General features: G+C 65.0%; 22 protein-coding genes. 12 read left to right on the top strand and 10 right to left on the bottom strand.

What is annotated here, in order from left to right; all coding sequences use genetic code 11:
• The first annotated feature begins 99 nt into the window (after window positions 1-99).
• Window positions 100-1,347, top strand: coding sequence for a lipoprotein-releasing ABC transporter permease subunit (locus tag LQ952_RS09030; protein WP_238622335.1), 1,248 nt, complete (start codon window positions 100-102; stop codon window positions 1,345-1,347).
• A 13-nt stretch (window positions 1,348-1,360) separates the two neighbouring features.
• On the top strand, window positions 1,361-2,083 hold the full coding sequence (gene lolD / locus LQ952_RS09035; RefSeq protein WP_238622336.1) for a lipoprotein-releasing ABC transporter ATP-binding protein LolD: 723 nt from the start codon (window positions 1,361-1,363) through the stop codon (window positions 2,081-2,083).
• Window positions 2,084-2,387: 304 nt separating this feature from the next.
• Here the strand turns inward: lolD and LQ952_RS09040 are convergent, their stop codons facing one another.
• The gene (locus tag LQ952_RS09040; RefSeq protein ID WP_238622337.1) at window positions 2,388-2,948 is read right to left on the bottom strand and encodes a DUF2062 domain-containing protein; all 561 of its coding nucleotides are present in this window, start codon (window positions 2,946-2,948) and stop codon (window positions 2,388-2,390) included.
• 89 nt (window positions 2,949-3,037) lie between these two features.
• On the opposite strand from LQ952_RS09040, the gene LQ952_RS09045 reads away from it, so the two are divergent.
• Together LQ952_RS09045 and LQ952_RS09050 are read left to right on the top strand one after the other, a co-directional pair.
• A complete protein-coding gene (locus tag LQ952_RS09045) occupies window positions 3,038-5,332 on the top strand; it encodes a DNA internalization-related competence protein ComEC/Rec2 (RefSeq protein ID WP_238622338.1) in 2,295 nt (764 codons plus the stop codon).
• A gap of 117 nt (window positions 5,333-5,449) precedes the next feature.
• A complete protein-coding gene (locus LQ952_RS09050; RefSeq protein WP_238622339.1) occupies window positions 5,450-6,076 on the top strand; it encodes a LysE family translocator in 627 nt (208 codons plus the stop codon).
• On the opposite strand, the gene LQ952_RS09055 is transcribed toward LQ952_RS09050, so the two are convergent.
• Window positions 6,017-6,583, bottom strand: a complete 567-nt coding sequence (locus tag LQ952_RS09055; RefSeq protein ID WP_238622340.1) for an acyl-CoA thioesterase — start codon at window positions 6,581-6,583, stop codon at window positions 6,017-6,019. The two genes, LQ952_RS09050 and LQ952_RS09055, sit on opposite strands and share 60 nt — an antisense overlap.
• 67 nt (window positions 6,584-6,650) lie before the next feature.
• Here LQ952_RS09055 and LQ952_RS09060 point away from each other — a divergent pair, with 67 nt between their 5' ends.
• From LQ952_RS09060 to kdsB, 6 genes are read left to right on the top strand one after another with little or no spacing between them, the layout of a single operon-like run.
• Window positions 6,651-7,283, top strand: coding sequence for a MotA/TolQ/ExbB proton channel family protein (locus LQ952_RS09060; RefSeq protein WP_238622341.1), 633 nt, complete (start codon window positions 6,651-6,653; stop codon window positions 7,281-7,283).
• A complete protein-coding gene (locus tag LQ952_RS09065; protein ID WP_238622342.1) occupies window positions 7,280-7,699 on the top strand; it encodes an ExbD/TolR family protein in 420 nt (139 codons plus the stop codon). The genes LQ952_RS09060 and LQ952_RS09065 overlap by 4 nt, the downstream gene beginning before the upstream one ends.
• A complete protein-coding gene (gene msbA, locus LQ952_RS09070; protein ID WP_238622343.1) occupies window positions 7,696-9,483 on the top strand; it encodes a lipid A export permease/ATP-binding protein MsbA in 1,788 nt (595 codons plus the stop codon). The genes LQ952_RS09065 and msbA overlap by 4 nt, the downstream gene beginning before the upstream one ends.
• Before the next feature lie 26 nt (window positions 9,484-9,509).
• Window positions 9,510-10,508: a tetraacyldisaccharide 4'-kinase gene (gene lpxK, locus LQ952_RS09075; RefSeq protein ID WP_238622344.1), complete on the top strand. Its 999-nt coding sequence runs from the start codon at window positions 9,510-9,512 to the stop codon at window positions 10,506-10,508.
• A gap of 7 nt (window positions 10,509-10,515) precedes the next feature.
• Window positions 10,516-10,710 carry a Trm112 family protein gene (locus LQ952_RS09080; protein ID WP_238622345.1) on the top strand — a complete coding sequence of 65 codons (195 nt, stop codon included), beginning with the start codon at window positions 10,516-10,518 and terminating at the stop codon, window positions 10,708-10,710.
• A 47-nt stretch (window positions 10,711-10,757) separates the two neighbouring features.
• The gene (gene kdsB, locus LQ952_RS09085; protein WP_238622346.1) at window positions 10,758-11,513 is read left to right on the top strand and encodes a 3-deoxy-manno-octulosonate cytidylyltransferase; all 756 of its coding nucleotides are present in this window, start codon (window positions 10,758-10,760) and stop codon (window positions 11,511-11,513) included.
• On the opposite strand, the gene LQ952_RS09090 is transcribed toward kdsB, so the two are convergent.
• Genes LQ952_RS09090 through LQ952_RS09100 form a run of 3 tightly spaced genes read right to left on the bottom strand, consistent with a single transcriptional unit; the run spans window position 11,510 to window position 14,167 of the window.
• Window positions 11,510-12,451, bottom strand: a complete 942-nt coding sequence (locus LQ952_RS09090) for a metal ABC transporter permease (RefSeq protein ID WP_238622364.1) — start codon at window positions 12,449-12,451, stop codon at window positions 11,510-11,512. The genes kdsB and LQ952_RS09090 overlap by 4 nt on opposite strands.
• Window positions 12,451-13,260, bottom strand: coding sequence for a metal ABC transporter ATP-binding protein (locus tag LQ952_RS09095; protein ID WP_238622347.1), 810 nt, complete (start codon window positions 13,258-13,260; stop codon window positions 12,451-12,453). Before LQ952_RS09095 ends, LQ952_RS09090 begins: the two co-directional genes overlap by 1 nt.
• A 10-nt stretch (window positions 13,261-13,270) precedes the next feature.
• On the bottom strand, window positions 13,271-14,167 hold the full coding sequence (locus tag LQ952_RS09100; protein ID WP_238622348.1) for a metal ABC transporter solute-binding protein, Zn/Mn family: 897 nt from the start codon (window positions 14,165-14,167) through the stop codon (window positions 13,271-13,273).
• Window positions 14,168-14,369: 202 nt separating this feature from the next.
• On the opposite strand from LQ952_RS09100, the gene LQ952_RS09105 reads away from it, so the two are divergent.
• Window positions 14,370-15,566, top strand: coding sequence for a BaiN/RdsA family NAD(P)/FAD-dependent oxidoreductase (locus LQ952_RS09105; RefSeq protein ID WP_238622349.1), 1,197 nt, complete (start codon window positions 14,370-14,372; stop codon window positions 15,564-15,566).
• Between the two features lie 16 nt (window positions 15,567-15,582).
• Here the strand turns inward: LQ952_RS09105 and LQ952_RS09110 are convergent, their stop codons facing one another.
• The 3 genes from LQ952_RS09110 to LQ952_RS09120 all read right to left on the bottom strand — a co-directional run bounded on the left by LQ952_RS09110 (window position 15,583) and on the right by LQ952_RS09120 (window position 18,283).
• Entirely contained in the window at window positions 15,583-16,038 is a 456-nt protein-coding gene (locus LQ952_RS09110) for a NapC/NirT family cytochrome c (RefSeq protein WP_238622350.1), read from the bottom strand.
• 50 nt (window positions 16,039-16,088) lie between these two features.
• Window positions 16,089-17,579, bottom strand: coding sequence for an ammonia-forming cytochrome c nitrite reductase subunit c552 (locus tag LQ952_RS09115; RefSeq protein WP_238622351.1), 1,491 nt, complete (start codon window positions 17,577-17,579; stop codon window positions 16,089-16,091).
• A 152-nt stretch (window positions 17,580-17,731) separates the two neighbouring features.
• Entirely contained in the window at window positions 17,732-18,283 is a 552-nt protein-coding gene (locus tag LQ952_RS09120; protein ID WP_238622352.1) for a DUF2058 domain-containing protein, read from the bottom strand.
• Window positions 18,284-18,367: 84 nt separating this feature from the next.
• On the opposite strand from LQ952_RS09120, the gene LQ952_RS09125 reads away from it, so the two are divergent.
• Entirely contained in the window at window positions 18,368-18,856 is a 489-nt protein-coding gene (locus tag LQ952_RS09125) for an LEA/WHy family protein (protein WP_238622353.1), read from the top strand.
• 28 nt (window positions 18,857-18,884) lie between these two features.
• Here LQ952_RS09125 and LQ952_RS09130 read toward each other — a convergent pair whose 3' ends face one another.
• Window positions 18,885-19,574 (bottom strand): MOSC domain-containing protein, encoded by a 690-nt coding sequence (locus LQ952_RS09130; RefSeq protein ID WP_238622354.1) that lies wholly within the window; start codon window positions 19,572-19,574, stop codon window positions 18,885-18,887.
• Window positions 19,571-20,113, bottom strand: a complete 543-nt coding sequence (gene gloA, locus LQ952_RS09135) for a lactoylglutathione lyase (RefSeq protein ID WP_430733401.1) — start codon at window positions 20,111-20,113, stop codon at window positions 19,571-19,573. The genes LQ952_RS09130 and gloA overlap by 4 nt, the downstream gene beginning before the upstream one ends.
• Window positions 20,114-20,272 lie beyond the last annotated feature (159 nt).

Consider the following 20,272-nt stretch of genomic DNA (forward strand, 5'->3'; position numbering starts at 1 on the left):
TGTGTCCACCCGGCCGGGCAGGGGATGGGGGGTGACGGCAGAGAGATTGTTCAGTGTTTCCACATATGAATTCACCTTGGCCTGTGATTTAATCCGCCCATGTTTCGACCCCTTGAGATCTTCGTCGGCCTTCGCTACACCCGTGCCAAGCGCCGCAACCACTTCATTTCCTTCATCTCCCTCATTTCCATGCTGGGGATTGCCCTGGGCGTCACCGCGCTGATCACGGTGCTGTCGGTGATGAACGGGTTCGAGAAGGAGCTGCGTGAACGCATCTTGGGCATGGCCTCCCACGCCACCATTGCCGAATTCGACGGGCGCCTGCGTCACTGGCCCGAGGTGATGGCCCAGGTGGAAGGGGCCGCCCGGGTCGTGGGCGTGGCGCCCTTCGTGGAGGCGGAGGGAATGTTTTCCAGCGGTCAGCAGGTCAGCGGGGCGATGATCCGCGGCGTCGTGCCCGACCTGGAAGCCCGGGTCTCCCGGGTGGGTGAACACATCGTCCTCGGCAGCATGGATGAATTGCAGCCGGGACGCTTTGGGGTGGTGCTGGGGCGGGAGCTGGCGCTGGCCCTGGGGGTGGGGGTGGGCGACAAGGTGACGCTGATCACTCCCCAGGCGGCGGTGACCCCCGTGGGCGTGCTGCCGCGTATGCGCCGTCTGGATGTGGTGGGGGTGTTCGAGGTGGGCATGTTCGAATATGACCGCAGCAGTGCCTTCATTCACCTGAACGATGCCCAACAGATCTACCGGATGGATGATGCCGTCACCGGCCTGCGCCTGAAACTGGATGACATGATGCGGGCACCGCTGATCGCACGGCAGGTAGCGTCGGAGCTGGAGGGGCGCTTCTGGGTCAATGACTGGACCCGCCAGCACGCCAATTTCTTCCGTGCCGTACAGACGGAAAAGACCGTCATGTTCATCATCCTGTCCCTGATCGTGGCGGTGGCGGCCTTCAATATCGTTTCCACCCTGGTAATGGTGGTGATCGACAAGCAATCGGACATTGCCATCCTGCGTACCCTGGGGATGACGCCGTTCTCGGTGATGCTGGTCTTCATGGTCCAGGGGACGTTGATCGGTGTGGTCGGTGCGGTGCTCGGGGTGCTCGGGGGGATCACGCTGGCCCTGAACGTGGAGACCATCGTCCCCGCCATCGAGTCCCTGCTGGGCCTCAAGTTCCTGTCGCCGGATGTGTACTACATCTCCGACCTGCCGTCCGACCTGAAGCTGCAGGATGTCACGCGGGTGGGCCTGCTGGCCTTCGGTCTGACGGTGATCGCCACCCTCTACCCGGCCTGGCGGGCCTCCCGCACCCAGCCGGCCGATGCCCTTCGATACGAGTAGCGGGAGAACGCATATGGTGGATTGGCAGATCGATACCCGAGGCCCGGTGATCCAGTGCCGGGGCCTTGGCAAGACCTTCGATGAAGGGGGCCTCAAGGTGGAGGTCCTGAGTGCCGTCGACCTGGAGGTCCAGCCGGGGGAAAAGGTGGCCATCGTCGGTACCTCGGGCAGCGGCAAGAGTACCCTGCTGCATCTGCTGGGGGGGCTGGATCTGCCTACCCAGGGTACGGTGAGTATCTGCGGCCAGGATGTGGCCCGGCTCTCCGACGCCCGACGCGGCAAGCTGCGTAACCGGCATCTGGGGTTCATCTACCAGTTTCATCATCTGTTGCCCGAGTTCACGGCGCTGGAAAACGTGGCCATGCCGCTGCTGATCCGTGGCGAGAACCCGGGGATGGCGGCGGATCGTGCCCGCAGTCTGCTGGAGCGGGTGGGGCTGACCAATCGGGTCGCCCACAAGCCGGGGGAACTCTCCGGCGGGGAGCGCCAGCGGGCCGCTATCGCCCGGGCCCTGATCACCGAGCCCCACGCGGTGCTGGCGGATGAACCTACCGGTAATCTGGACCGTGGGCGGGCGGAGGAGATCTTTCAGTTGATGCTGCGTCTGAATCGCCAGTTGCGCACCGCCTTTGTGGTGGTCACCCACGACATGCAGCTGGCGGAGCGCATGGACCGGGTCATGATGCTGGAAGAAGGGCGGCTAAGGCCCCTGCGCCGGGCACCGGCGCCTGCATAGGCAGGTTTTCGGGAATATCCCGAATCAATCTTTGCCTTATCCCACAACTATTCCTTCATCTCTCAGGTCATTTCCTTATCTCACAGGTCATTTCCTTATCTCGCAGGTCATGCCCTATCTCACAGGTCATGCCCTATCTCACAGGTCATGCCCTTATCTCGCAGGTCATTCCCGCGAAAGCGGGAATCCAGGTTATAGACTGAAGGCTCTGGGCTCCCGCTTTCGCGGGAGTGACGGCAGGGAGGTACGGGAGTGACGGCAGGGAGGTGCGGGAGTGATGGCAGGGAGGCTATTCAGAGCTATCTTATGGATCGGTGGGGGGAGAAGAGGATTCCCGGCGGCGTCCGAGCCGGGGCAGGCGCCGTCGCTTGAGATCCAGGCGCCGCACGATGTGCAGCCGCCATAGCAGCCGTATGGTGATGTATCCCGCCAGTCCGGCGATCACGCTCATCACCAGACTGCCCAGCAGCAGCGGTTTCCAGATCACCACCAACTCTCCGGTGAACCAGGACAGGTTCAACTCAAAGGAAAAACCCCGCCGTGGCTCACCCATCAGGAACCGCCCGATGGTGTAGGCGGCGTAATAGATGGGGGCCATGGTGAGGGGGTTGCTGATCCAGACCAGCAGCACGGAAATGGGCAGGTTCACCCGCACGATGATCGCCAGAGCGGCTGCTGTCAGCATCTGGGCCGGGATCGGCAGAAAGGCCACGAACAGACCGACGCCGAAGGCCCCCGCCGCGGACCGTCGGTTCAGATGCCACAGGTTGGGGTCATTGAGCACCGCGCCGAAAAAGCGCAGGGATTCATGCTCCCGTACTTTGTGGTAGGTTGGAAACAGGCTCTTGATGAGCTTTTTTGCCATGGATTCTTGCACGGTTCAGGGTGCCGCGGCCCCGCGACGGATGCCACGGGCGGGCCGCCCATTATGGATGCTTTTCCAGGGAGCGGAAGATGCAAAGCCAGGCCTTGGCGTTTCTTCTCGGGGTGGTGGCTCTCCACAGCCTCCCCCATCTGCCCGCGCTTGCGTGGGTCGTTGTCTGCCTGGCCGTGCCCCTATTCTACAGATTCATGCCTTCGGCGCGATGGCCGGCCATCGCCCTGTTGGGCTTTTCATGGGCCTTGTTGCACACTCATCTGGTGGCCGGTCCATGGCTGCCCGCGGGACTCTCCGGACAGGACATGACCCTGATCGGGGTGGTGGATTCCCTGCCGGAAGCACTGGATCGCGGGGTTCGCTTCGGTTTTCGGGTCGAAGGTTGGGCGGACGGCGCCTGCGACCCGGACGAGAGGTTGCCCCGGCGGGTGCGGGTGGCCTGGTACGGGCAGTCTCCCGACATGGTGCCCGGGGAGCGCTGGCAACTGACCCTGCGCCTGCGCCGGCCCACGGGGTTTCGCAATCCCGGCGGCTTCGATTATGAGGGCTGGCTGTTTCGCCAGGGTTACGGCGCCACCGCCTATGTGCGAGAGACGGACTCGGCGCGGCGGCTGGGCATGGATGACCGTCCGATCCATCGACTGCATCGCCTGCGGGCCGATCTGGTCGAGCGGATGGAACTGGTGCTGGACGAGCGCCCCTACGTCGGGATTCTGCGGGCACTGGCGGTCGGGGATCGGTCCGGTATCGGGCCGGAGCAGTGGACCACCTTGATTGATACCGGCACCAACCATCTGATGGCCATCTCCGGCCTGCATGTGGGGCTGATGGCGGGGATGGGGTATGGCCTGATGCTCTGGGGCTGGCGACGGGTGCCAGGGCTGGCGCTGCGGCTGCCCGCTCAGCGGGCGGCGGTGATCGGTGCCCTGATCTGCGCCGCCGGTTATGCGGCCTTGGCCGGATTTGCCGTCCCCACCCAGCGGGCCCTGGCCATGCTCGTGGTGGCCCTGGGTGCCCTGTGGCTCGGGCGCGTGGCCCGGCCGGGCCGGACCCTGGCACTGGCGCTCCTGGTGGTGCTGTGTCTGGATCCGCGTGCGGTGCTGGATGCCGGGTTCTGGCTCTCCTTTGCCGCCGTGGGGGTGATCCTCTATGCCATGACGGGGCGGCTGCAGAGGCCCAGGGGGGTCGCAGCGGTCCTGCGTATCCAGTGGGTGGCGGGGGTGGGGCTGCTGCCCCTGACCCTGGTGATGTTCCAGCACGGGTCGCTGGTCTCGCCACTGGCCAACCTGGTGGCCGTGCCCTGGGTCAGCGTGGTGGTCGTCCCCCTCACCCTGGGCGGCGTGCTGCTGGCTCCGCTGATCCCCTGGGCCGCGCAGTGGTGTTGGCTGGCGGCCCATCTGGCCGTTAGCCTCCTGTGGCCGCTGCTGGAGCACATGGGATCATGGCCCTGGTCCCTATGGCGGGCGGCGCCGCCGTTCTGGACCTTGTGGCCCGCCCTGCTGGGGCTGGCCCTGATCCTGGCGCCCCGTGCCCTGCCCGCCCGCTGGCTGGGGGTGTTCTTGCTGCTGCCCATGCTCTGGCCGATCAGGCCGTCACTGCAGCCCGGTGAATTCCGGCTCACCGTGCTGGATGTGGGGCAGGGGCTGGCCACGGTGGTGCAGACCCGGGACCATACCCTGGTCTACGATACGGGGCCGCGCTTTAGCCCACGCTTTGATGCCGGTTCGGCGGCGGTGGTCCCCTATCTGCGGCATCTGGGAAGGGGGCAGGTGGACCGGCTGGTGGTCAGCCATGGCGACAACGATCATATCGGCGGTGCCCACGCCATCCTTGACAGTCTTGCGGTGGGCGAGGTATTGAGCCGCTCTCCGGTGCGGCTACCCCATGCCCGGAGCCGGGAATGCCTGCGGGGCGAGGCCTGGCAATGGGACGGGGTGACGTTCCGGATGCTGCATCCGCCGCGGGGCTGGGGGGATGATAATGACTCCTCCTGCGTGCTCCATGTGAGCGGCCCCGGTGGTTCGATGCTGTTGCCGGGGGATGTGGAGCGCCTGGGGGAGGCCGTGCTGGTGCGCGGCGAAGGGAAGGGACTGGCCGCGGATGTGTTGGTGTTGCCTCATCACGGTTCCAGCACGTCCTCGTCGGAGGCCCTGCTGGACCGGGTCTCACCCCAACTGGCCCTGGTGAGCACCGGTTTTGAAAACCGCCTGGGACACCCCCATGACGAGGTCCTGGCCCGGTTGAGGACTCGCGGGATTCAGTGGCTGGACCCGGTCCATGAAGGCGCCCTGCGGGTGGACTTCGTGCCGGGGGAGGGGGTGACGGTGCAGCCGGGCCACCGCCATGCGGCGCGTCGCCACTGGCACCGCTGAGGGGCCGGCACGTCATTCCCGCGCAAGCGGGAATCCAGCAGATGACAGCCGGCAGATACGTCGTTCCCGCGCAAGCGGGAATCCATCGATCGAATACAGGAATAAAAAGGTAATTTGATGATCGCCAGCCTGAGCACCGGGATGATCCTGGGGTTTTCCGCCGGGATGGCGCCGGGTCCCTTGCTGGCCCTGGTGATCTCCGAAACCCTGCAATATGGTGCCCGTGCCGGGATCAAGGTGGCCCTGGCGCCGGTGCTGACGGACCTGCCCATCATCCTGCTGACCCTGTTCGTGCTCAGCCGGCTCTCGGGACTGGATACGCTGTTGGGACTGATCTCCCTGGGAGGCGGGGTGTTCCTGTGTTACCTGGCTTGGCAGGGACTGACATTTTCCGGCAGTCCCATGGGGGCGGAGGCGGCACCCCGGGAACGGTCACTGCAGAAGGCGGTGCTGGTCAATGTCCTGAGTCCACACCCCTATCTGTTCTGGCTAACCGTGGGAGGCCCGGTCACGGTCAGGGCGCTGGAACACGCCTGGTTTGCCGGCGCCGCCTTCATCGGCAGCTTTTACCTGCTGATGGTGGGCGCGAAGATGGGCATTGCCGTGTTGGTCGGGCGATCAAGGCGGCTACTTTGCGGCAGGCCCTACATCTACACCATGCGTGCCCTGGGTGGGATGCTGCTGCTACTGGCCCTGTTCCTGCTCCATGATGGGTTGGTGCTGATCGGCGTGATCCTGCCCTGACCCGGTACGGGTCCCGGAGCGCGGCTTGTACTGCTGACGAATCTGTCCATGCCGTCGTTCGATCTCCTGGCGCAGTTCCCGGCGCATGGCGGCATTTTCGTACCGGCGTCGCTCGGTGGGGGTCTCGATCTCAAGTGAAGGGACCCGGACCGGGCGACCGTTCTCGTCCACCGCCACCATGGTGAAGTAGGAGGTCATGGCGTGGCGGCTCTGGTGCCGGATGATGTCCTCGGCAATCACCCGGATGCCTACTTCCATGGAGGTCTTGCCGGTGTAATTGACCGAAGCCATGAAGGTCACCAGTTCCCCGACGCGCAGGGGTTCGCGAAAAAAGACCTGGTCCACCGACAAGGTGACCACGTAGTTGTTGGAATAACGCGCCGCGCAGGCATAGGCCGCCTGATCCAGCAGTCGGAGCGTGGCGCCGCCGTGGACATGCCCGGAAAAGTTGGCCATATCCGGTGTCATCAGCACGCTCATGGTGAGGGTCTTCTGCTGTTTTTCCATTTTTCCTTCAAGCCCTTGTTTCAAGTATCATGCCCTCCAGTCCAATCAACCCGGAGTGATGCAAGACGTGTTTGAACTGGTCAAGGCCGGTGGCTGGCTGATGCTGCCCATCATCGCATGTTCGGTGATTGCGCTCTCCATCGTGATCGAGCGCTTCTGGACTTTGCGCCGCCGCCGGGTCATCCCGTCCCAGCTGGTGGTGCAGATCTGGCAGTGGATCCAGGCCGGTGAACTGGACGATGCCCGCATCCGCACCTTGCGGGAGGGTTCGCCCCTGGGTCGTATCCTGGCCACCGGGCTCGTCAATCGGCGCAGCTCGCGGGAGGTCATGAAGGAGACCATCGAGGAAACCGGTCGTCGCGTGGCCCATGAGTTGGAGCGCTTTCTCAATACCCTGGGTACCATCGCCGCCATCACCCCTCTGCTGGGTTTGCTGGGTACCGTCGTCGGCATGATACAGGTGTTTTCCGTCATCACGGCAGTGGGCGTGGGCAGTCCCGGTGAATTGGCCGCCGGTATCTCCCAGGCCCTGATCACCACAGCGGCGGGGATCTCCGTGGCCATTCCCGCCATGATCTTCCATCGCTATTTTCGCGGCCGGGTGGATGAACTGGTGCTGGACATGGAGCAGGAGGCCATCAAGCTGGTGGAAGTGCTCAAAGGAGAACGGGTGGCCGCACCCGGGGTGAAGCCGTCTTGAATTTTCGTCGTCGACAGACCGAGGAGATCGGGGTCAACCTCACACCCCTGATCGATGTGGTGTTCCTGCTGCTGATCTTCTTCATGGTGTCCACTACCTTTGACCGGCATTCCGTGCTGCAGCTGGAACTGCCCCGCGCCGAATCACCGGAACAGGAGAGTCCGCCCAGCGCGCTGGACCTGGTGATTGATGCCCAGGGACGCTATTTCCTGGATGGCGCCGAGTTGGTCAATACTCGCCCCGAGACCCTGCGGGCGGCAATGGTGGAGCTCCTGGCAGGCCGGGCGGATATGCCCCTGGTGATCCGGGCCGATGCCCGCACCCCGCACCAGTCCGTGGTCACCGCTATGGACGTGGCCGGCCGCCTGGGGGTGTCCCGCCTGTCCATCGCCACCCTGGGTGGTGACCCGGAATGAGTCGTCATTCATCACTGCCCGGACAGACCCAGTATCAGATCCCCGGCGTGGAGGTCTATCGTCGGCTGCTGTCCCATTCCCTGAAATACTGGCCCTATCTGCTGATGGCCCTGGTGGCCATGCTCATCACCGCCGCCACCGAGACCGGCTTCGCGGCCCTGATGCGGCCTCTGATGGACGGCAGTTTCGTGGACCGAGACCCGGATGCCATCCGCTGGATCCCCTTGGCCATTATCGGCATCTTCTTCATTCGCGGCGTGGCGGAGTTCGTGTCCAATTACACCATGAAGTGGGTCGGGCGGCAGGTGGTCAAGGAACTGCGCGGGCGCATGTTCCGGCACCTGTTGCAGATGCCCGTGTCCTATTTCGACCGCAACGCCGGTGGCCAGCTCATTTCCCGCCTGACCTACAACGTAGAGCAGGTGGCGGCGGCCTCCACCGACAGCATCACCATCCTGATCCGGGATACGGTCACGGTACTGGGTCTGCTGGGCTGGATGCTGTATTTGAACTGGAAGCTCACCATGGCGGTCCTCATCGTGGCCCCGGCGGTGGCCTTTGCGGTCAGCCGGGTGACCCGGCAGTTTCGCAAGATCAGCCGGCGTATCCAGGCTTCCATGGGAGATGTGACTCATGTGGCCGGGGAGGTGATGGACGGCAACCGGGTGGTCAAGATCTTCGGTGGGGAGGGCTATGAACAGTCCCGCTTCGATGAGATCAACGAACGTAACCGTCGCCTGCACATGAAGATGGTGGCCACCCAGGCCAGCAACCTGCCCATCATCCAGTTCTTCGTCGCCATCGCCTTGGCCCTGATCGTCTGGATCGCCACCCATGAGTCCCTGCTGCAGGACGTCTCGGTGGGAACCTTCGTCTCCTTCATCACCGCCATGCTGCTGCTGCTGACGCCCATCCGCCGCCTGGTGAACGTGAATGCCATGTTGCAGAAGGGTATCGCGGCCGGGCAGAACATCTTCGGTCTGCTGGATGAGCCCCTGGAACGGGATCAGGGCACCCTGTCCCTTGAGCGGGCCGGGGGGGAGATCCGGTTGCAAGGCGTGAGCTTCAGCTACGACGCCGCCAAGGGGGATGTGCTGCGGGAGATCGATCTTGAGGTGGCCCCGGGAGAAACCGTGGCCCTGGTGGGGCGTTCCGGCAGCGGCAAGACCACCCTGGTCAACCTGTTGCCTCGTTTCTATGAACCCCAGCGGGGCGAGGTGCTGCTGGACGGGGTGGACATCCGCCGGTACCGCCTGGCCGATCTGCGTCGCCAGATCGCCTATGTGGGTCAGCATGTGACCCTGTTCAACGACACCATCGCCAACAACATCGCCTACGGTAGCCAAGTGGATCCCTCCGATGAACGCCGGATCCTGGCGGCGGCAGAGGCGGCCCAGGCCATGGAGTTCATCCGCCGTCTGCCCGAAGGGCTCAACACCATGGTGGGGGACAACGGGGTCTTGCTCTCCGGCGGTCAGCGCCAGCGTCTGGCCATCGCTCGAGCTTTGCTCAAGGACGCCCCCATCCTGATCCTGGACGAGGCCACCTCGGCCCTGGATACGGAGGCCGAACGGCATATCCAGAGGGCGCTGGACAACCTGCTGCGCAATCGCACCACCCTGGTCATCGCGCACCGCCTGTCCACAGTGGAAAAGGCGGACCGCATCGTGGTGATGCAGGAAGGACGCATCCTGGAGACCGGGAGCCATCGGGACCTGTTGGCCCGGGACGGCATGTATGCCCGCCTGCATCGCCTGCAGTTCAATGATGTCGGGATGGAATAGGTCTTGAGACGGGGGGCGTGCGGCCGGTGAAATCCCTGGATCATTACTGGAACGACCGCAACCCGGTCGCCCTGGCCCTCTATCCGCTGTCGCTGCTCTACACCGCCGTGGTCCTGCTCAACCGGGCCCGGCATCGCCGCCGCAATCGCTATCGTCCCCGGTTGCCGGTGCGGGCGGTGATCGTGGTGGGCAACCTGACCGTGGGGGGAGCCGGCAAGACGCCCATGGTGGTCTGGCTCTGCGGTCTGCTCAAGGACCACGGCTACCGTCCCGGGGTGGTCAGCCGGGGGTACGGGGGGCAGGCCCGGCACTGGCCTCAGCCGGTCACGCTGGAAAGCGATCCGACCCAGGTGGGGGACGAGCCGGTGCTGATCGCCATCCGCGGCGGTTGTCCGGTCTATGTGGACCCGGATCGCAACCGGGCGGCGCGGGCGCTGCTGGCGGCCCATGACTGCGACGTCATCGTCGCCGATGACGGCCTGCAGCATCATGCTCTGCAGCGGGATCTGGAGATTGTCATGGTGGATGGCCAAAGACGCTTCGGCAACGGCCTGTGCCTGCCGGCGGGTCCGTTGCGCGAGCCGCCGGGACGACTGGACGAGGTGGACTTCGTGGTGGTCAACGGCCCGCCCCGTCCCGGCGAGCAGACCATGCAGCTCACCGGCCGTATGGCCCTGTCGGTGCGACGGCCGGAGCAGGTCATGTCCCTGGATGCCCTGGCTGGCCGGCGGGTCCATGCCCTGGCCGGTATCGGTCATCCGCCCCGTTTCTTCGACATGCTCGCGGCGGCCGGTCTGGAAGTGATCCCCCACGCCTTTCCGGATCATCATCCCTACACGGTGGATGAGATACGCTTTGATGACGGTCTTCCGGTACTGATGACCGAGAAGGATGCCGTAAAATGCCGGGGCATGGCCGGCCCCGAACACTGGTTTGTACCCGTCAGCGCCGTGCCCGAGCCGGCCCTGGCATCGGCAATACTGCGCGCGGTCCAGGCCCTGGATCGCCTTCACAGCTTGAGGTAATGGAACGATGGACAAACGCTTGCTCGATATTCTGGTCTGCCCGGTCACCAAAGGTCCCCTGATCTATGACAAGGACCGCGGCGAACTCGTCTCACGCGGCGCCCGGCTGGCCTATCCCATCCGCGACGACATCCCGGTGATGCTGGAGGACGAGGCCCGCCGGTTGACGGAAGAGGAGCTGGAGAAGTGGAAGGAAAAGTGACCCGCCCAGGGTCATCGACGGTCGTCGTCACAGGGGGGAAGTACTGAATGTCCTTCAAGGTGGTCATCCCGGCTCGCTATGGCTCCACGCGCCTGCCCGGCAAGCCGCTGGTGGATCTGGCGGGCAAGCCCATGGTGCGCCACGTCTGGGAGCGCGCCCAGGCCAGCGGGGCAGAGGATGTGGTCCTGGCCACGGACGATGCCGGGATCGAGGCGGCCGCCCGGGCTTTCGGTGCCCGGGTCTGCCTGACCTCGGTGCACCATACTTCCGGCAGCGACCGCATCGCGGAAGTGGCGGCGCGGATGGACTGGCCGGATGACGCCATCGTGGTGAACCTGCAGGGGGATGAGCCCCTGACACCCCCCTCTATCGTGCGCCAAGTGGCCGAGAATCTGGCGGCCCATCCCGAGGCCGTGATCGCCACCCTGTGCACCCCTATTACCCGGGCGGCCCAGCTCTATGATCCCCACACCGTCAAGGTGGTGCGGGATGCTCGGGATTTTGCCCTCTATTTCAGTCGTGCCCCGATTCCCTGGGAACGGGATGCCCTGGATATGGAGGTGTCACCGGCCCTGCAGGTCTGTCGGCGTCATATCGGCCTGTATGCCTACCGGGTGGGGTATCTCAAGTGCTTCACCCGCATGGAGAGCTGCGCCCTGGAGCGGATTGAGAGTCTGGAGCAGTTGCGGGCCCTCTATCATGGGGCAAGGATCCACGTGGGCACGGCCCTGGAAACTCCGCCGGCGGGGGTGGACACCCAGGAGGATGTGGAGCGGGTCACCCTGGTGCTGCGCCAGACCTAGTTGGAGGGAGAGGGCGCGTGCAGGCGTCGGGCGCGCCACCACCTTGCCAGCAGGCCATGGCGGGGGGCCAGCAGCAGGCTGACCAGGAACAGGCCCGCTGCCACCAACACGATGGCGCCTCCCGATGCCACGTCCAGCCGGAAGGACAGGTAGAGTCCTACCACCGATGCCGTCACCCCCACGGCCACCGACAGCAGCATCATGGTGGTCAGCCGTTCCGTCAGCAGATGGGCGGTGGCCCCCGGGGTGATGAGCATGGCCACCACCAGAATGATCCCTACCGTTTCCAGGCTGGCGACGATGGTCAGGGTCAGCAGCAGGATCAGCCCGTAATGGATCAGCCCGGTGTTGAAGCCCAGGGCCTGGGCCTGCATCGGGTCGAAGGTGTACAGCAGCAGCGGCCGGTAGAAGGCCCACACCGCCAGCAACGCCACCACTCCCGAGAACAGGGTCAGCAGCAGGGCCGGATACTGGACCCCCAAAACATTGCCGAACAGGATGTGCATGAGATGGGTGTTGGTGGCGATCTTGCTGATGATGACCACCCCCAGGGCAAAGGCCGCCGTGAACATCAGGCCCATGGCGGCATCCGCCTTGAGGCGGGTATGCCGTTCCAGGGCACCGATACCCACGGAGGTCAGGGCGCCGGCGATGAAGGCACCGATGAAGAAGGGCCAGCCCAGCAGATAGGCAATGGCTACGCCGGGCAGGACCGCATGGGAGATGGCATCTCCCAGCAGCGACCAGCGCTTGAGCACCACAAAGCAGGACAGCAGGCCGCAGATGGCACCCACCAGGATGGCGGTGAGCAGGGCGCGCTGCATGAAGCCGTAGCTGAAGGGTTCCGCCAGGGCATCGGGCAGCAGGCCCACCCCCAGCATGAGTACCGCCAGCAGACCGTCGATCAGCCCGATGCCCAGGGTTTCCAGCGTCTCCATCACGGGAAGGCCTCCAGAGGTGGGTCGCGCCGGGCCACCGGCCGCCAGCCGGCCACCGCCGTGCGTGCCAGCATCTCGTCCACCAGCATGTTATCGGGCGCGCCCATACCCACGATGGTGCGATTGATCAGCAGCACCTGGTCGGCATAGCGCCGGGCACTGTCCATGTCGTGGGTGACCATCACCACCGTGCGGCCGGCGGCCCGCTGCCGGGTCAGCAGGTCCAGGATCAGCCGTTCACTGGCGGCATCCACCCCGGCCAGGGGTTCGTCCAACAACAGCAGCCGGGCTTCCTGGGCCAGCGCCCGGGCCAGCAGCACGCGCTTTTTCTGGCCGCCGGAGAGGGCGCCGATGGGGCGGTGGGCGAAATCCTGCATGTTTACCGCCTGCAGGGACCGGTGCACCACGTCCCAGTGGCGGGGGTGGGTCCAGCGGGGGGGCAGCAGTCGGCGCCACCAGGGATCACCGCGCATGTGGCCGAAACGTCCCGTCATCACCGTGTCCTGCACGGAGATGGGGAAATCCCATTCCACCGCCTCCTGCTGGGCCATGTAGGCGATATACCCCAGGCGGCGCTGCCGGGACGGCGCATCACCCAGCACCGTGACTTCTCCGCTCAGCGGCTTCATCACCCCCAGCAGGATGCGGAACAGGGTGGACTTGCCGGCGCCGTTGGGACCGATGATGGCGGTCCACTTGCCCGCAGGCAGGGCGATGTCCACGTCTTCCAGCACCGACTGGCCGTCATAGGCCGCGCTGAGTCCTTTCACTTCCACGGCCATGGGTTTGGAGGGCAGTCTCAAGACCACGTCGATGTCCTCATTGTGCCCCCAGATGCCGACGCAGCAGGGCGGCGTTATGACGCATCATGGCCGCATAATCCTCGGCGCCGCTACCGGGTCCTCCCAGGGAGTCCACATAGAGCGGACCGGCCACGGCGATGCCGGTGTCGGCGGCCACATTGCGCACATACCGATCCGTGATGGTGCTTTCCCAGAACAGGGCCCGTGGCCGGTGTTCGCGCACCCGATCTACGATCCGCATGATCTGCCTGGGGGAGCCCTCGGTTTCCGCATTGGTTCCCCAGACGCCGTCATGCTCGAAACCGTAGGCGGCGGCAAAATAGACGAAGGCGGCCTCGCTGGTGATCAGCAGGCGCTGATCCTCCGGGATGGCGGCCAGGGACCGACCGAGTTCTTCATGCAGGGCCAGCAGGCGTTGTTCCAGCCGGTCGGCACGTTGCCGGAAATCTTCCGCCCGCTCGGGCCATTGCTTGGCCAGGGCTGCGGCGATGGCATGGCCGTAGGCGGACGCCGCCCGCGGATCCATCCACAGGTGTGGATCTGGCACACCTGCGAACTCACCGGTGATGATGGGCCGGGTCTCGAATCCGGACGCTTCGGCGACGGCGATCACGGGGGTCCGGGTGCGCACGGTGCCTTTCACTTGGGGCATCCACTGTTCCAGATTCAAGCCGTTGTAAAAGACGATATCCGCCCGTTCCAGGGACATGAAGTTCCGTGGGGTGAGTTCCCAGTCGTGGACCTCGGCGCCCACCGGGGTGAGCACGTCAACGGTGATGTCCTCACTGGCGACTTCCCTGACCAGGTCGCCCAGTATGGAGAAGGTGGCCACCACCCGGTCCTCCCGCGCCCCGGCGGGGGCGGTCCAGGCGGCCAGGAGTAGGAGCAGGGTGAGCAGGCTGGTGCGGAACATGGAGGTAATCCTTTTGGGTGGCGTTCTTTTTTGATAATTAGACTTATTCAATATTATAAGTTCCACGTCGTTCCTCTTTTGTCGCCCCAATGCCCCCTTCGTTACTCCCGCGACAGCCAGCGCGGGAATGCCGGATTCGGAGCATCCCCTTCGGGAAAAGGGCTTATCATTTTCCCGTCCGTCTGATTTAGAATCGCCTCCCATGAATCCTCCCCCCATGGCTCGCCACTTTGATGTGGTCATCATCGGCGCCGGTGCCTCCGGGCTCATGTGCGCCGCCGCCGCCGGCACCCGCGGCCGGCGCGTGCTGGTGCTGGACCATGCCAATAAGGTGGGCAAGAAGATCCTCATGTCCGGCGGCGGGCGCTGCAATTTCACCAATCGTCATGTGGGGCCGGACAACTATCTGTGCCGTAATCCCCATTTCGTCAAATCCGCCCTGAGCCGCTATACCCCGGCGGACTTCATTGCCCTAGTGGAACGTCACGGCATCGCCTATCACGAGCGCAGCCATGGACAGCTGTTCTGCGATCATTCCGCCAAGGATATCGTCCGTATGTTGCTGGACGAGTGCGAGGCCGCTGGTGTGCGTGTCGAGACCCGCAGTCCGGTCAGCGACCTGCGGATCGGTGAGCCTCATCGACTGTCGTCTCCCCTGGGCCCGGTGAGCTGCGAGTCCCTGGTGATTGCCACCGGCGGGTGCTCCATTCCCACCCTCGGGGCCACCGACTTCGGCATGGCACTGGCACGCTCCCTGGGCATGAGGGTGCATCCGCCCCGGCCCGCCCTGGTGCCCCTGACCCTGTCCGGACGCACCCTGGAGCGGGTGCGCGATCTCTCCGGCATCGCCCTGGAGGCGCGGGTGACCGTGGCGGGCCACGCCTTCAGGGAAAACCTCCTGTTCACCCACCGCGGACTCAGCGGTCCCGCCGTGCTGCAGGCCTCTTCCTACTGGGAACCGGGTCTGCCGGTGGAGATCGACCTGTTGCCGGATCTGGACCTGCTGGCCTCCCATCTCGACCGGCTTCGCCGCGAGCGACCCAAAATGGCCCTCAAGACCTGGCTGGGGCAGCACCTGACCCGACGGGTGGCCCAGCGCTGGTGCGAGTGCTGGATGGAGGACAAGCCGCTGGAGCAACTCACTGCCGTGGATATCGAGGCGGTGGAGGCCGCCTGCAAGCGCTGGACCGTCTGGCCCTCCGGCACGGAAGGGTATCGGACTGCCGAGGTGACCGTGGGCGGGGTCGACACGGAGGCCCTGTCGTCGAAGACCATGGCCTGCCGGGACCGGCCGGGGTTGTATTTCATTGGTGAGGTGATGGACGTGACGGGGCATCTGGGCGGCTACAACTTTCAGTGGGCCTGGTCATCGGGCCACGCGGCGGGGCAGTGCGTGTAAGGTTCGCCCGGCCCGCCTACCGCCGCCCATAGCGCTGTTCCCTCACCGCCGCCACATGTCCCGACTCATGGCAGGCCGTGCAGCTGCCCGTCGCCGCCATGTAGCCCTCATGCCGGGCCAGGAAGAAGGGCTGATGGACCGCCGCCGTCTCCGTCAGGTGGCAGCCCTTGCAGTTGGCCTGGGTCTTTTCGGGGTATGAGGGTAGCCGGTCGTGGTGGGGGTCCCGCTGTCCTGTGAAGACCAGGAACATCTTGCGCGCGCCTTGCACCTTGTCCCGCACGAAGCCCCCCGTGTGGCAGTCCAGACAACCCACCTCGGGGTGTTGCCCCTGATCCCAGGAGACCTTCTCGTAGGCGTGACAGCTGCTGCAGAAGGCATCGGTGGTGGTCATGTGGTGCCCGGCGGTGCCCCCCAAGGCCAGCAATGCCAACAGGATGAGGAGCGCGGCCATGGTCCGGAACATCTTCATCATTCTGTCCTTCCCGCTCGGGCGGGCCGACCGGCCCGCCGGTGGTCTCGGTCTCAACGCAGACGCTGGTTACCGTCCCAGATCAGCTCTGCTTCCGGCAGCAGGGGCAGATAGCCGAGCCAGGGGTGGCTCTCCAGATGAGCCGGATCCTGCTGCAGCTTGCGGCTGTGTTCCCGGATGGGCGGGACCAGTTCACCGATGGGGCGGTCCATGGATTCGGCAATGGCATGGCCGGTGGCCCGAATCGCCAGCTGTATCGCCTCGTCGCTGTACTGCTGGGAAGAAGCCAGTGTATCCAGGGCCTTCACCGGATTGTGGGCGCCGGCGCTGTTCTCGGCGGAGACGTAGTCCCAGAACCATTGTCCCTTGCGCACCTTTTCCCTGGCCTGAGTCAGCAGGACCTGATCCACACCGGGCCATTCCATGGCCTGACGCACGGCCTCGTGGGCGCGCACGGACTTTTCCTGGGCGATGTTGAGCTGACGCCATACCCGGGCCTGATTGTATTCGGTGCGCTGCTTGAGCTGGGCCGGGGTGAGCTGATCGTGGCAGCCCAGGCAGGCACTGCGGATCATCGCCTCGCTCTTGAGGGGCGAGGTCCAGTGATGGGCGGTGATGGCGGCCGGTCCCACCCGAACCCGCGGCATGTGGCAGTCGGCGCAGCTGACCCCGGCCTGGGCATGGACGCTGTCATGGAACATTTCGTATTCCGGGTGCTGGGCCTTGAGCATGGGGGTTTTCGACACCGCATGCACCCAGTCCCGGAACTGACCGCTGAAGCCGTCCCGGTCCGGGTCCCCGGCGGACTTGAAGCGGTAGATGTCCTCCGGATTCATGCCTTCATCCCAGGGCAAGTGGGGCTTGGCGGCAACCCCGTGTTCGCCGGTTTCAAAGTAGTACTCCACGTGGCACTGGGCGCAGACCAGGGTGCGCATTTCGTCCCGTGAAGCCTGTCGCCAGTCTCGTCCCTGGCGTTCGAGGGCTTCGGTCAGCGGGACGCTGGTGATGACCAGACGCATGTGATCCGACGGGTCGTGGCAGTTGGTGCAGCCGATGGTGTGCCGGTCCGGGTCCAGGACGGTGCGGAAGCGGTGGAAGTTCATGGCCCAGAAGTCGTCGCCGTAACGGGCCAGCAGCTGGGGCATGGCGTTGGTCTTGCAGTTGTAGCAGGTGGCGGGCAGGCCGGCGTGTTCATCGTAACGGTTGACCCGGTCGGTATGGGTGACGTCCTGCAGGGCGAAGGTATGGCCGCGGGCGCGGTCGTAGTGGTACATGAACGGATAGCCCAGCCAGAGGTTCTTCAGGTAGGGCTGAGCGTGCTTGTAGCCCTTGGGAAGGGGATTGAAGTCATCGTGTTTGCGATGGGGGATGGAGCCGCCGAATTCGGTCATCCGGGTGTCGTCCTGGTTCTCCAGGTAGGACTGGTACTGGGGCAGATGCCGGAAGGCGGCATTGCCTTCCCCCGGGTCCAGGTCTTCGGCCGTGAGCCATGGCGGTATGACAAGCAGGCCGGTGACGGCAAGCAGAGTGTTGAGACTGCGCATGACGCCCTCCCCAGGATATACCCGCAGGACCGGCCGGAACGTCTGCCGTCACGGTCGGGTGGATGGATGCCCTTGACCCTGAGGATAGCAGGTGTTCTGGCATGGGACGGGTCAGCGCGGCTTTCGCTGACCCAGGTCAGCGGTCGGTGTCGTCACCACATCAGGTCGTCCGGCACCTCATATCCGGCGTAGGGGTCATCCTCGTCCTTCTCCGTTTTCTGCGCCGGCTCGTTGAGCAGCACCAGCCGTGAGGCATCCCGTTCCCGGATCTTTTCCGCCGCCTCCCTGGGCACGATGTCGTAGTGTTCGTCATCCAGGGTGACGATGCCCAGTCGGCCGTTGCCCAGTCGGTCCCGCTGTTCCCGGGTCACCAGGATGCGCCGGACGGCGCTGCCGTGCTGGAAGTGGTAGGGCAGTTCCGCGTCTTTCCGGGACAGGCGGTGGGTGTCCACCAGCTGCCGGACCTGGGCTTCCAGGGCACGGCGCTCGGCCGCCTCCTTTTGCCGGCGATTCAGTTCCCGGGATCGCTCCGCCTCAAGGCGACGTGCCTCTTCCGCCGCTTTCAGTGCCGGGTCCGGGGCGGCTTCCGTCTTGTCCCTGGGTTGACCCTTGCGCTTGCGGGCCTCGTCGTGCCGCACCTTCTTGACACGCTTCTCGTCCACCAGCCCCGCTTTGAGGAGCTGTTCTTGAAATGGGTTGGCCATGGCAATTCCGGGATTTGGGCGATGGGAGTGGGTGGATTATTCTACCCGCTCACGTCTCAAAGTGCAGATGCACAGGCCCGCCCCATGAGCAAACATCCGTTCTCGCCCCGTCGTCGTCTTTTTCTTCTGTCCGCCGGCGTCTTGCTGGTATCCGGCTGCGCCGGCATGCGGCCCGGCTACGAGACCCCGTCCCTGCTGCTGGACTCCTTCCGGACCCTGCCTTCCGATTCCCTCTCGCCCCGGTTTCTCATCGGGTTGCGGGTGGTCAATCCCAATCCGACGCCGCTGCCCCTGCGGGGCATGAGCTACCACGTGGAGCTGGAGGGGCGGCGGCTGATCACCGGCGTGGCCAGTGACCTGAAGACGGTGCCCGCCTATGGGGAGCAGATCGTCGAAGTGCAGGCGGGGATCGATCTCATCAACGGGTTGCGGCTGTTCAATGACCTGCTCGGTCAGACCCAGCGGGATACCTTCCGCTACACCCTGAAGGCCCGGATGGACACGGGGGGACTGAGCCGATTCCTGACTCTGGAGGAGGCGGGGGAGATCTCGCTGGCGGGAGTGCGCCGCTGATGCCCATCCCCACCGGCGAGAGGGCGGGTCAGGGGAACAGGCGACCCTGGTCCGCCTGCCGCCGTCGATAATCCAGCCGTTGATGGAACCGGTCCCGATACACCTTCGCCAGCGGCGCCAGCTCGGCCAGGGCCTGGAGGCCGGCATCGTCGGCCTCGGCGTCCATGTGGACCGCCCAGACCCGGGCGACAGTCACCCGGGCGGGATGGGGCTCGATGCGTTCCAGTGGTGCATTCGGGGCCACCCATCCGGGCTCCAGGGTGCGGTAGAGCCAGCCGATGGCACCGCTGTGGGACATGCGCCGGTTCAGTCTCGGTGCCTCATGACGGGCCTCCAGGGTGCTGCAGGGGGAGCGGGGTTGGCTCACCTGGATCACCGCCTCGCCCCAGCGAAAGCAGTCACCGATGCAGATCTCCCTTTCCGACAGTCCTTCGGTGCTGAGATTCTCGCCGAAGGCACCCGGCGCCAGCTCACCGTCCAGGAAAGGATAGTGCCTGATCCACAGGGCATAGTGCTGGGCCGGGTAATGACACACGGTCCGGTCGGGGCCGCCGTGATGCTGCACATCGACCACCCGATCCCCCTTGAAACCGTCCCGATCCAGCCAAGCGGGGGCATCGGTCGCCTGCTTGTCCATGGCGGAAGGGCGACCGCTGGCTTCCACGATCAGCGGTCGGTCCCGCAGGAAGGGACCCCGGGCGGGCCAGGTCTCGCTCATGCGCCGTTACCCAGCTTGCCCAGTCGGGCCGGTTCCAGGATCTCGATCCAATAGCCGTCCGGGTCGGTGACGAAGGCCACGTCCTTGAGGGCACCTTCCTCGGGCCGCTTGACGAAGGGGACCCGGTTTTCGTCCAGCCAGCGGACGGCATCATCCAGGTCCGGCACGGCAAAACAGATGTGACCAAATCCCTGCGGCGCTTCATTGCCGTCGTGGTAGCTGAAATCGGGCTGGTCTTCCGTACCCCAGTTGTGGGTCAGTTCCAGAATGCCGCGTTGGCTGAAGGTCCACCGGGTGCGTTCGTCTCGGTCCTCGGGAACGGCTTCGTCCGGGTCCATGCGGGCCAGGAAATAGAGGGAGAATTCCAGTTCGGGGAAGTCCAGCTTGCGCAGCAGACGCATGCCGAATATCCGGCTGTAGAAGTCCAGGGACCGTTCCGGCGCCTTGATGCGCAGCATGCAGTGGTTGAGACGAAAACCCTCGGTCCGGGGCGCGGGCGCGGCCGTCATGCCGGGTTCGTTCTCGGTATCAAAGGCCATGGGATGATGCTCCATCGTGATGGGTGAACAGTGTTGTCGACCACGGAACGGGCGGTATGGTTTCAGGCCCGGGCGCCATGGCCGGCCTCGACAAGTTCATGATGATCATACATAGTTTTATGAACTATCCAGCCCCGGATGCCGCCTGGAACACAAACA

The sequence above is a fragment of the Ectothiorhodospira lacustris genome (assembly GCF_022227785.1).
Classification (GTDB): Bacteria; Pseudomonadota; Gammaproteobacteria; order Ectothiorhodospirales; family Ectothiorhodospiraceae; genus Ectothiorhodospira; species Ectothiorhodospira lacustris.

Excerpts from the sequence above, each read along its gene's own strand:
- msbA (WP_238622343.1), top strand. The coding sequence starts at position 7,696 with ATGAGTCGTCATTCATCACTGCCCGGACAGACCCAGTATCAGATCCCC.
- LQ952_RS09055 (WP_238622340.1), bottom strand. The coding sequence starts at position 6,583 with ATGGAAAAACAGCAGAAGACCCTCACCATGAGCGTGCTGATGACACCG.
- LQ952_RS09090 (WP_238622364.1), bottom strand. The coding sequence starts at position 12,451 with ATGGAGACGCTGGAAACCCTGGGCATCGGGCTGATCGACGGTCTGCTG.
- LQ952_RS09105 (WP_238622349.1), top strand. The coding sequence starts at position 14,370 with ATGAATCCTCCCCCCATGGCTCGCCACTTTGATGTGGTCATCATCGGC.
- LQ952_RS09115 (WP_238622351.1), bottom strand. The coding sequence starts at position 17,579 with ATGCGCAGTCTCAACACTCTGCTTGCCGTCACCGGCCTGCTTGTCATA.
- LQ952_RS09045 (WP_238622338.1), top strand. The coding sequence starts at position 3,038 with ATGCAAAGCCAGGCCTTGGCGTTTCTTCTCGGGGTGGTGGCTCTCCAC.
- LQ952_RS09030 (WP_238622335.1), top strand. The coding sequence starts at position 100 with ATGTTTCGACCCCTTGAGATCTTCGTCGGCCTTCGCTACACCCGTGCC.
- LQ952_RS09050 (WP_238622339.1), top strand. The coding sequence starts at position 5,450 with ATGATCGCCAGCCTGAGCACCGGGATGATCCTGGGGTTTTCCGCCGGG.
- kdsB (WP_238622346.1), top strand. The coding sequence starts at position 10,758 with ATGTCCTTCAAGGTGGTCATCCCGGCTCGCTATGGCTCCACGCGCCTG.
- LQ952_RS09080 (WP_238622345.1), top strand. The coding sequence starts at position 10,516 with ATGGACAAACGCTTGCTCGATATTCTGGTCTGCCCGGTCACCAAAGGT.
- LQ952_RS09125 (WP_238622353.1), top strand. The coding sequence starts at position 18,368 with ATGAGCAAACATCCGTTCTCGCCCCGTCGTCGTCTTTTTCTTCTGTCC.
- LQ952_RS09130 (WP_238622354.1), bottom strand. The coding sequence starts at position 19,574 with ATGAGCGAGACCTGGCCCGCCCGGGGTCCCTTCCTGCGGGACCGACCG.
- lolD (WP_238622336.1), top strand. The coding sequence starts at position 1,361 with ATGGTGGATTGGCAGATCGATACCCGAGGCCCGGTGATCCAGTGCCGG.
- LQ952_RS09110 (WP_238622350.1), bottom strand. The coding sequence starts at position 16,038 with ATGATGAAGATGTTCCGGACCATGGCCGCGCTCCTCATCCTGTTGGCA.
- LQ952_RS09120 (WP_238622352.1), bottom strand. The coding sequence starts at position 18,283 with ATGGCCAACCCATTTCAAGAACAGCTCCTCAAAGCGGGGCTGGTGGAC.
- LQ952_RS09040 (WP_238622337.1), bottom strand. The coding sequence starts at position 2,948 with ATGGCAAAAAAGCTCATCAAGAGCCTGTTTCCAACCTACCACAAAGTA.
- LQ952_RS09100 (WP_238622348.1), bottom strand. The coding sequence starts at position 14,167 with ATGTTCCGCACCAGCCTGCTCACCCTGCTCCTACTCCTGGCCGCCTGG.
- gloA (WP_430733401.1), bottom strand. The coding sequence starts at position 20,113 with ATGGCCTTTGATACCGAGAACGAACCCGGCATGACGGCCGCGCCCGCG.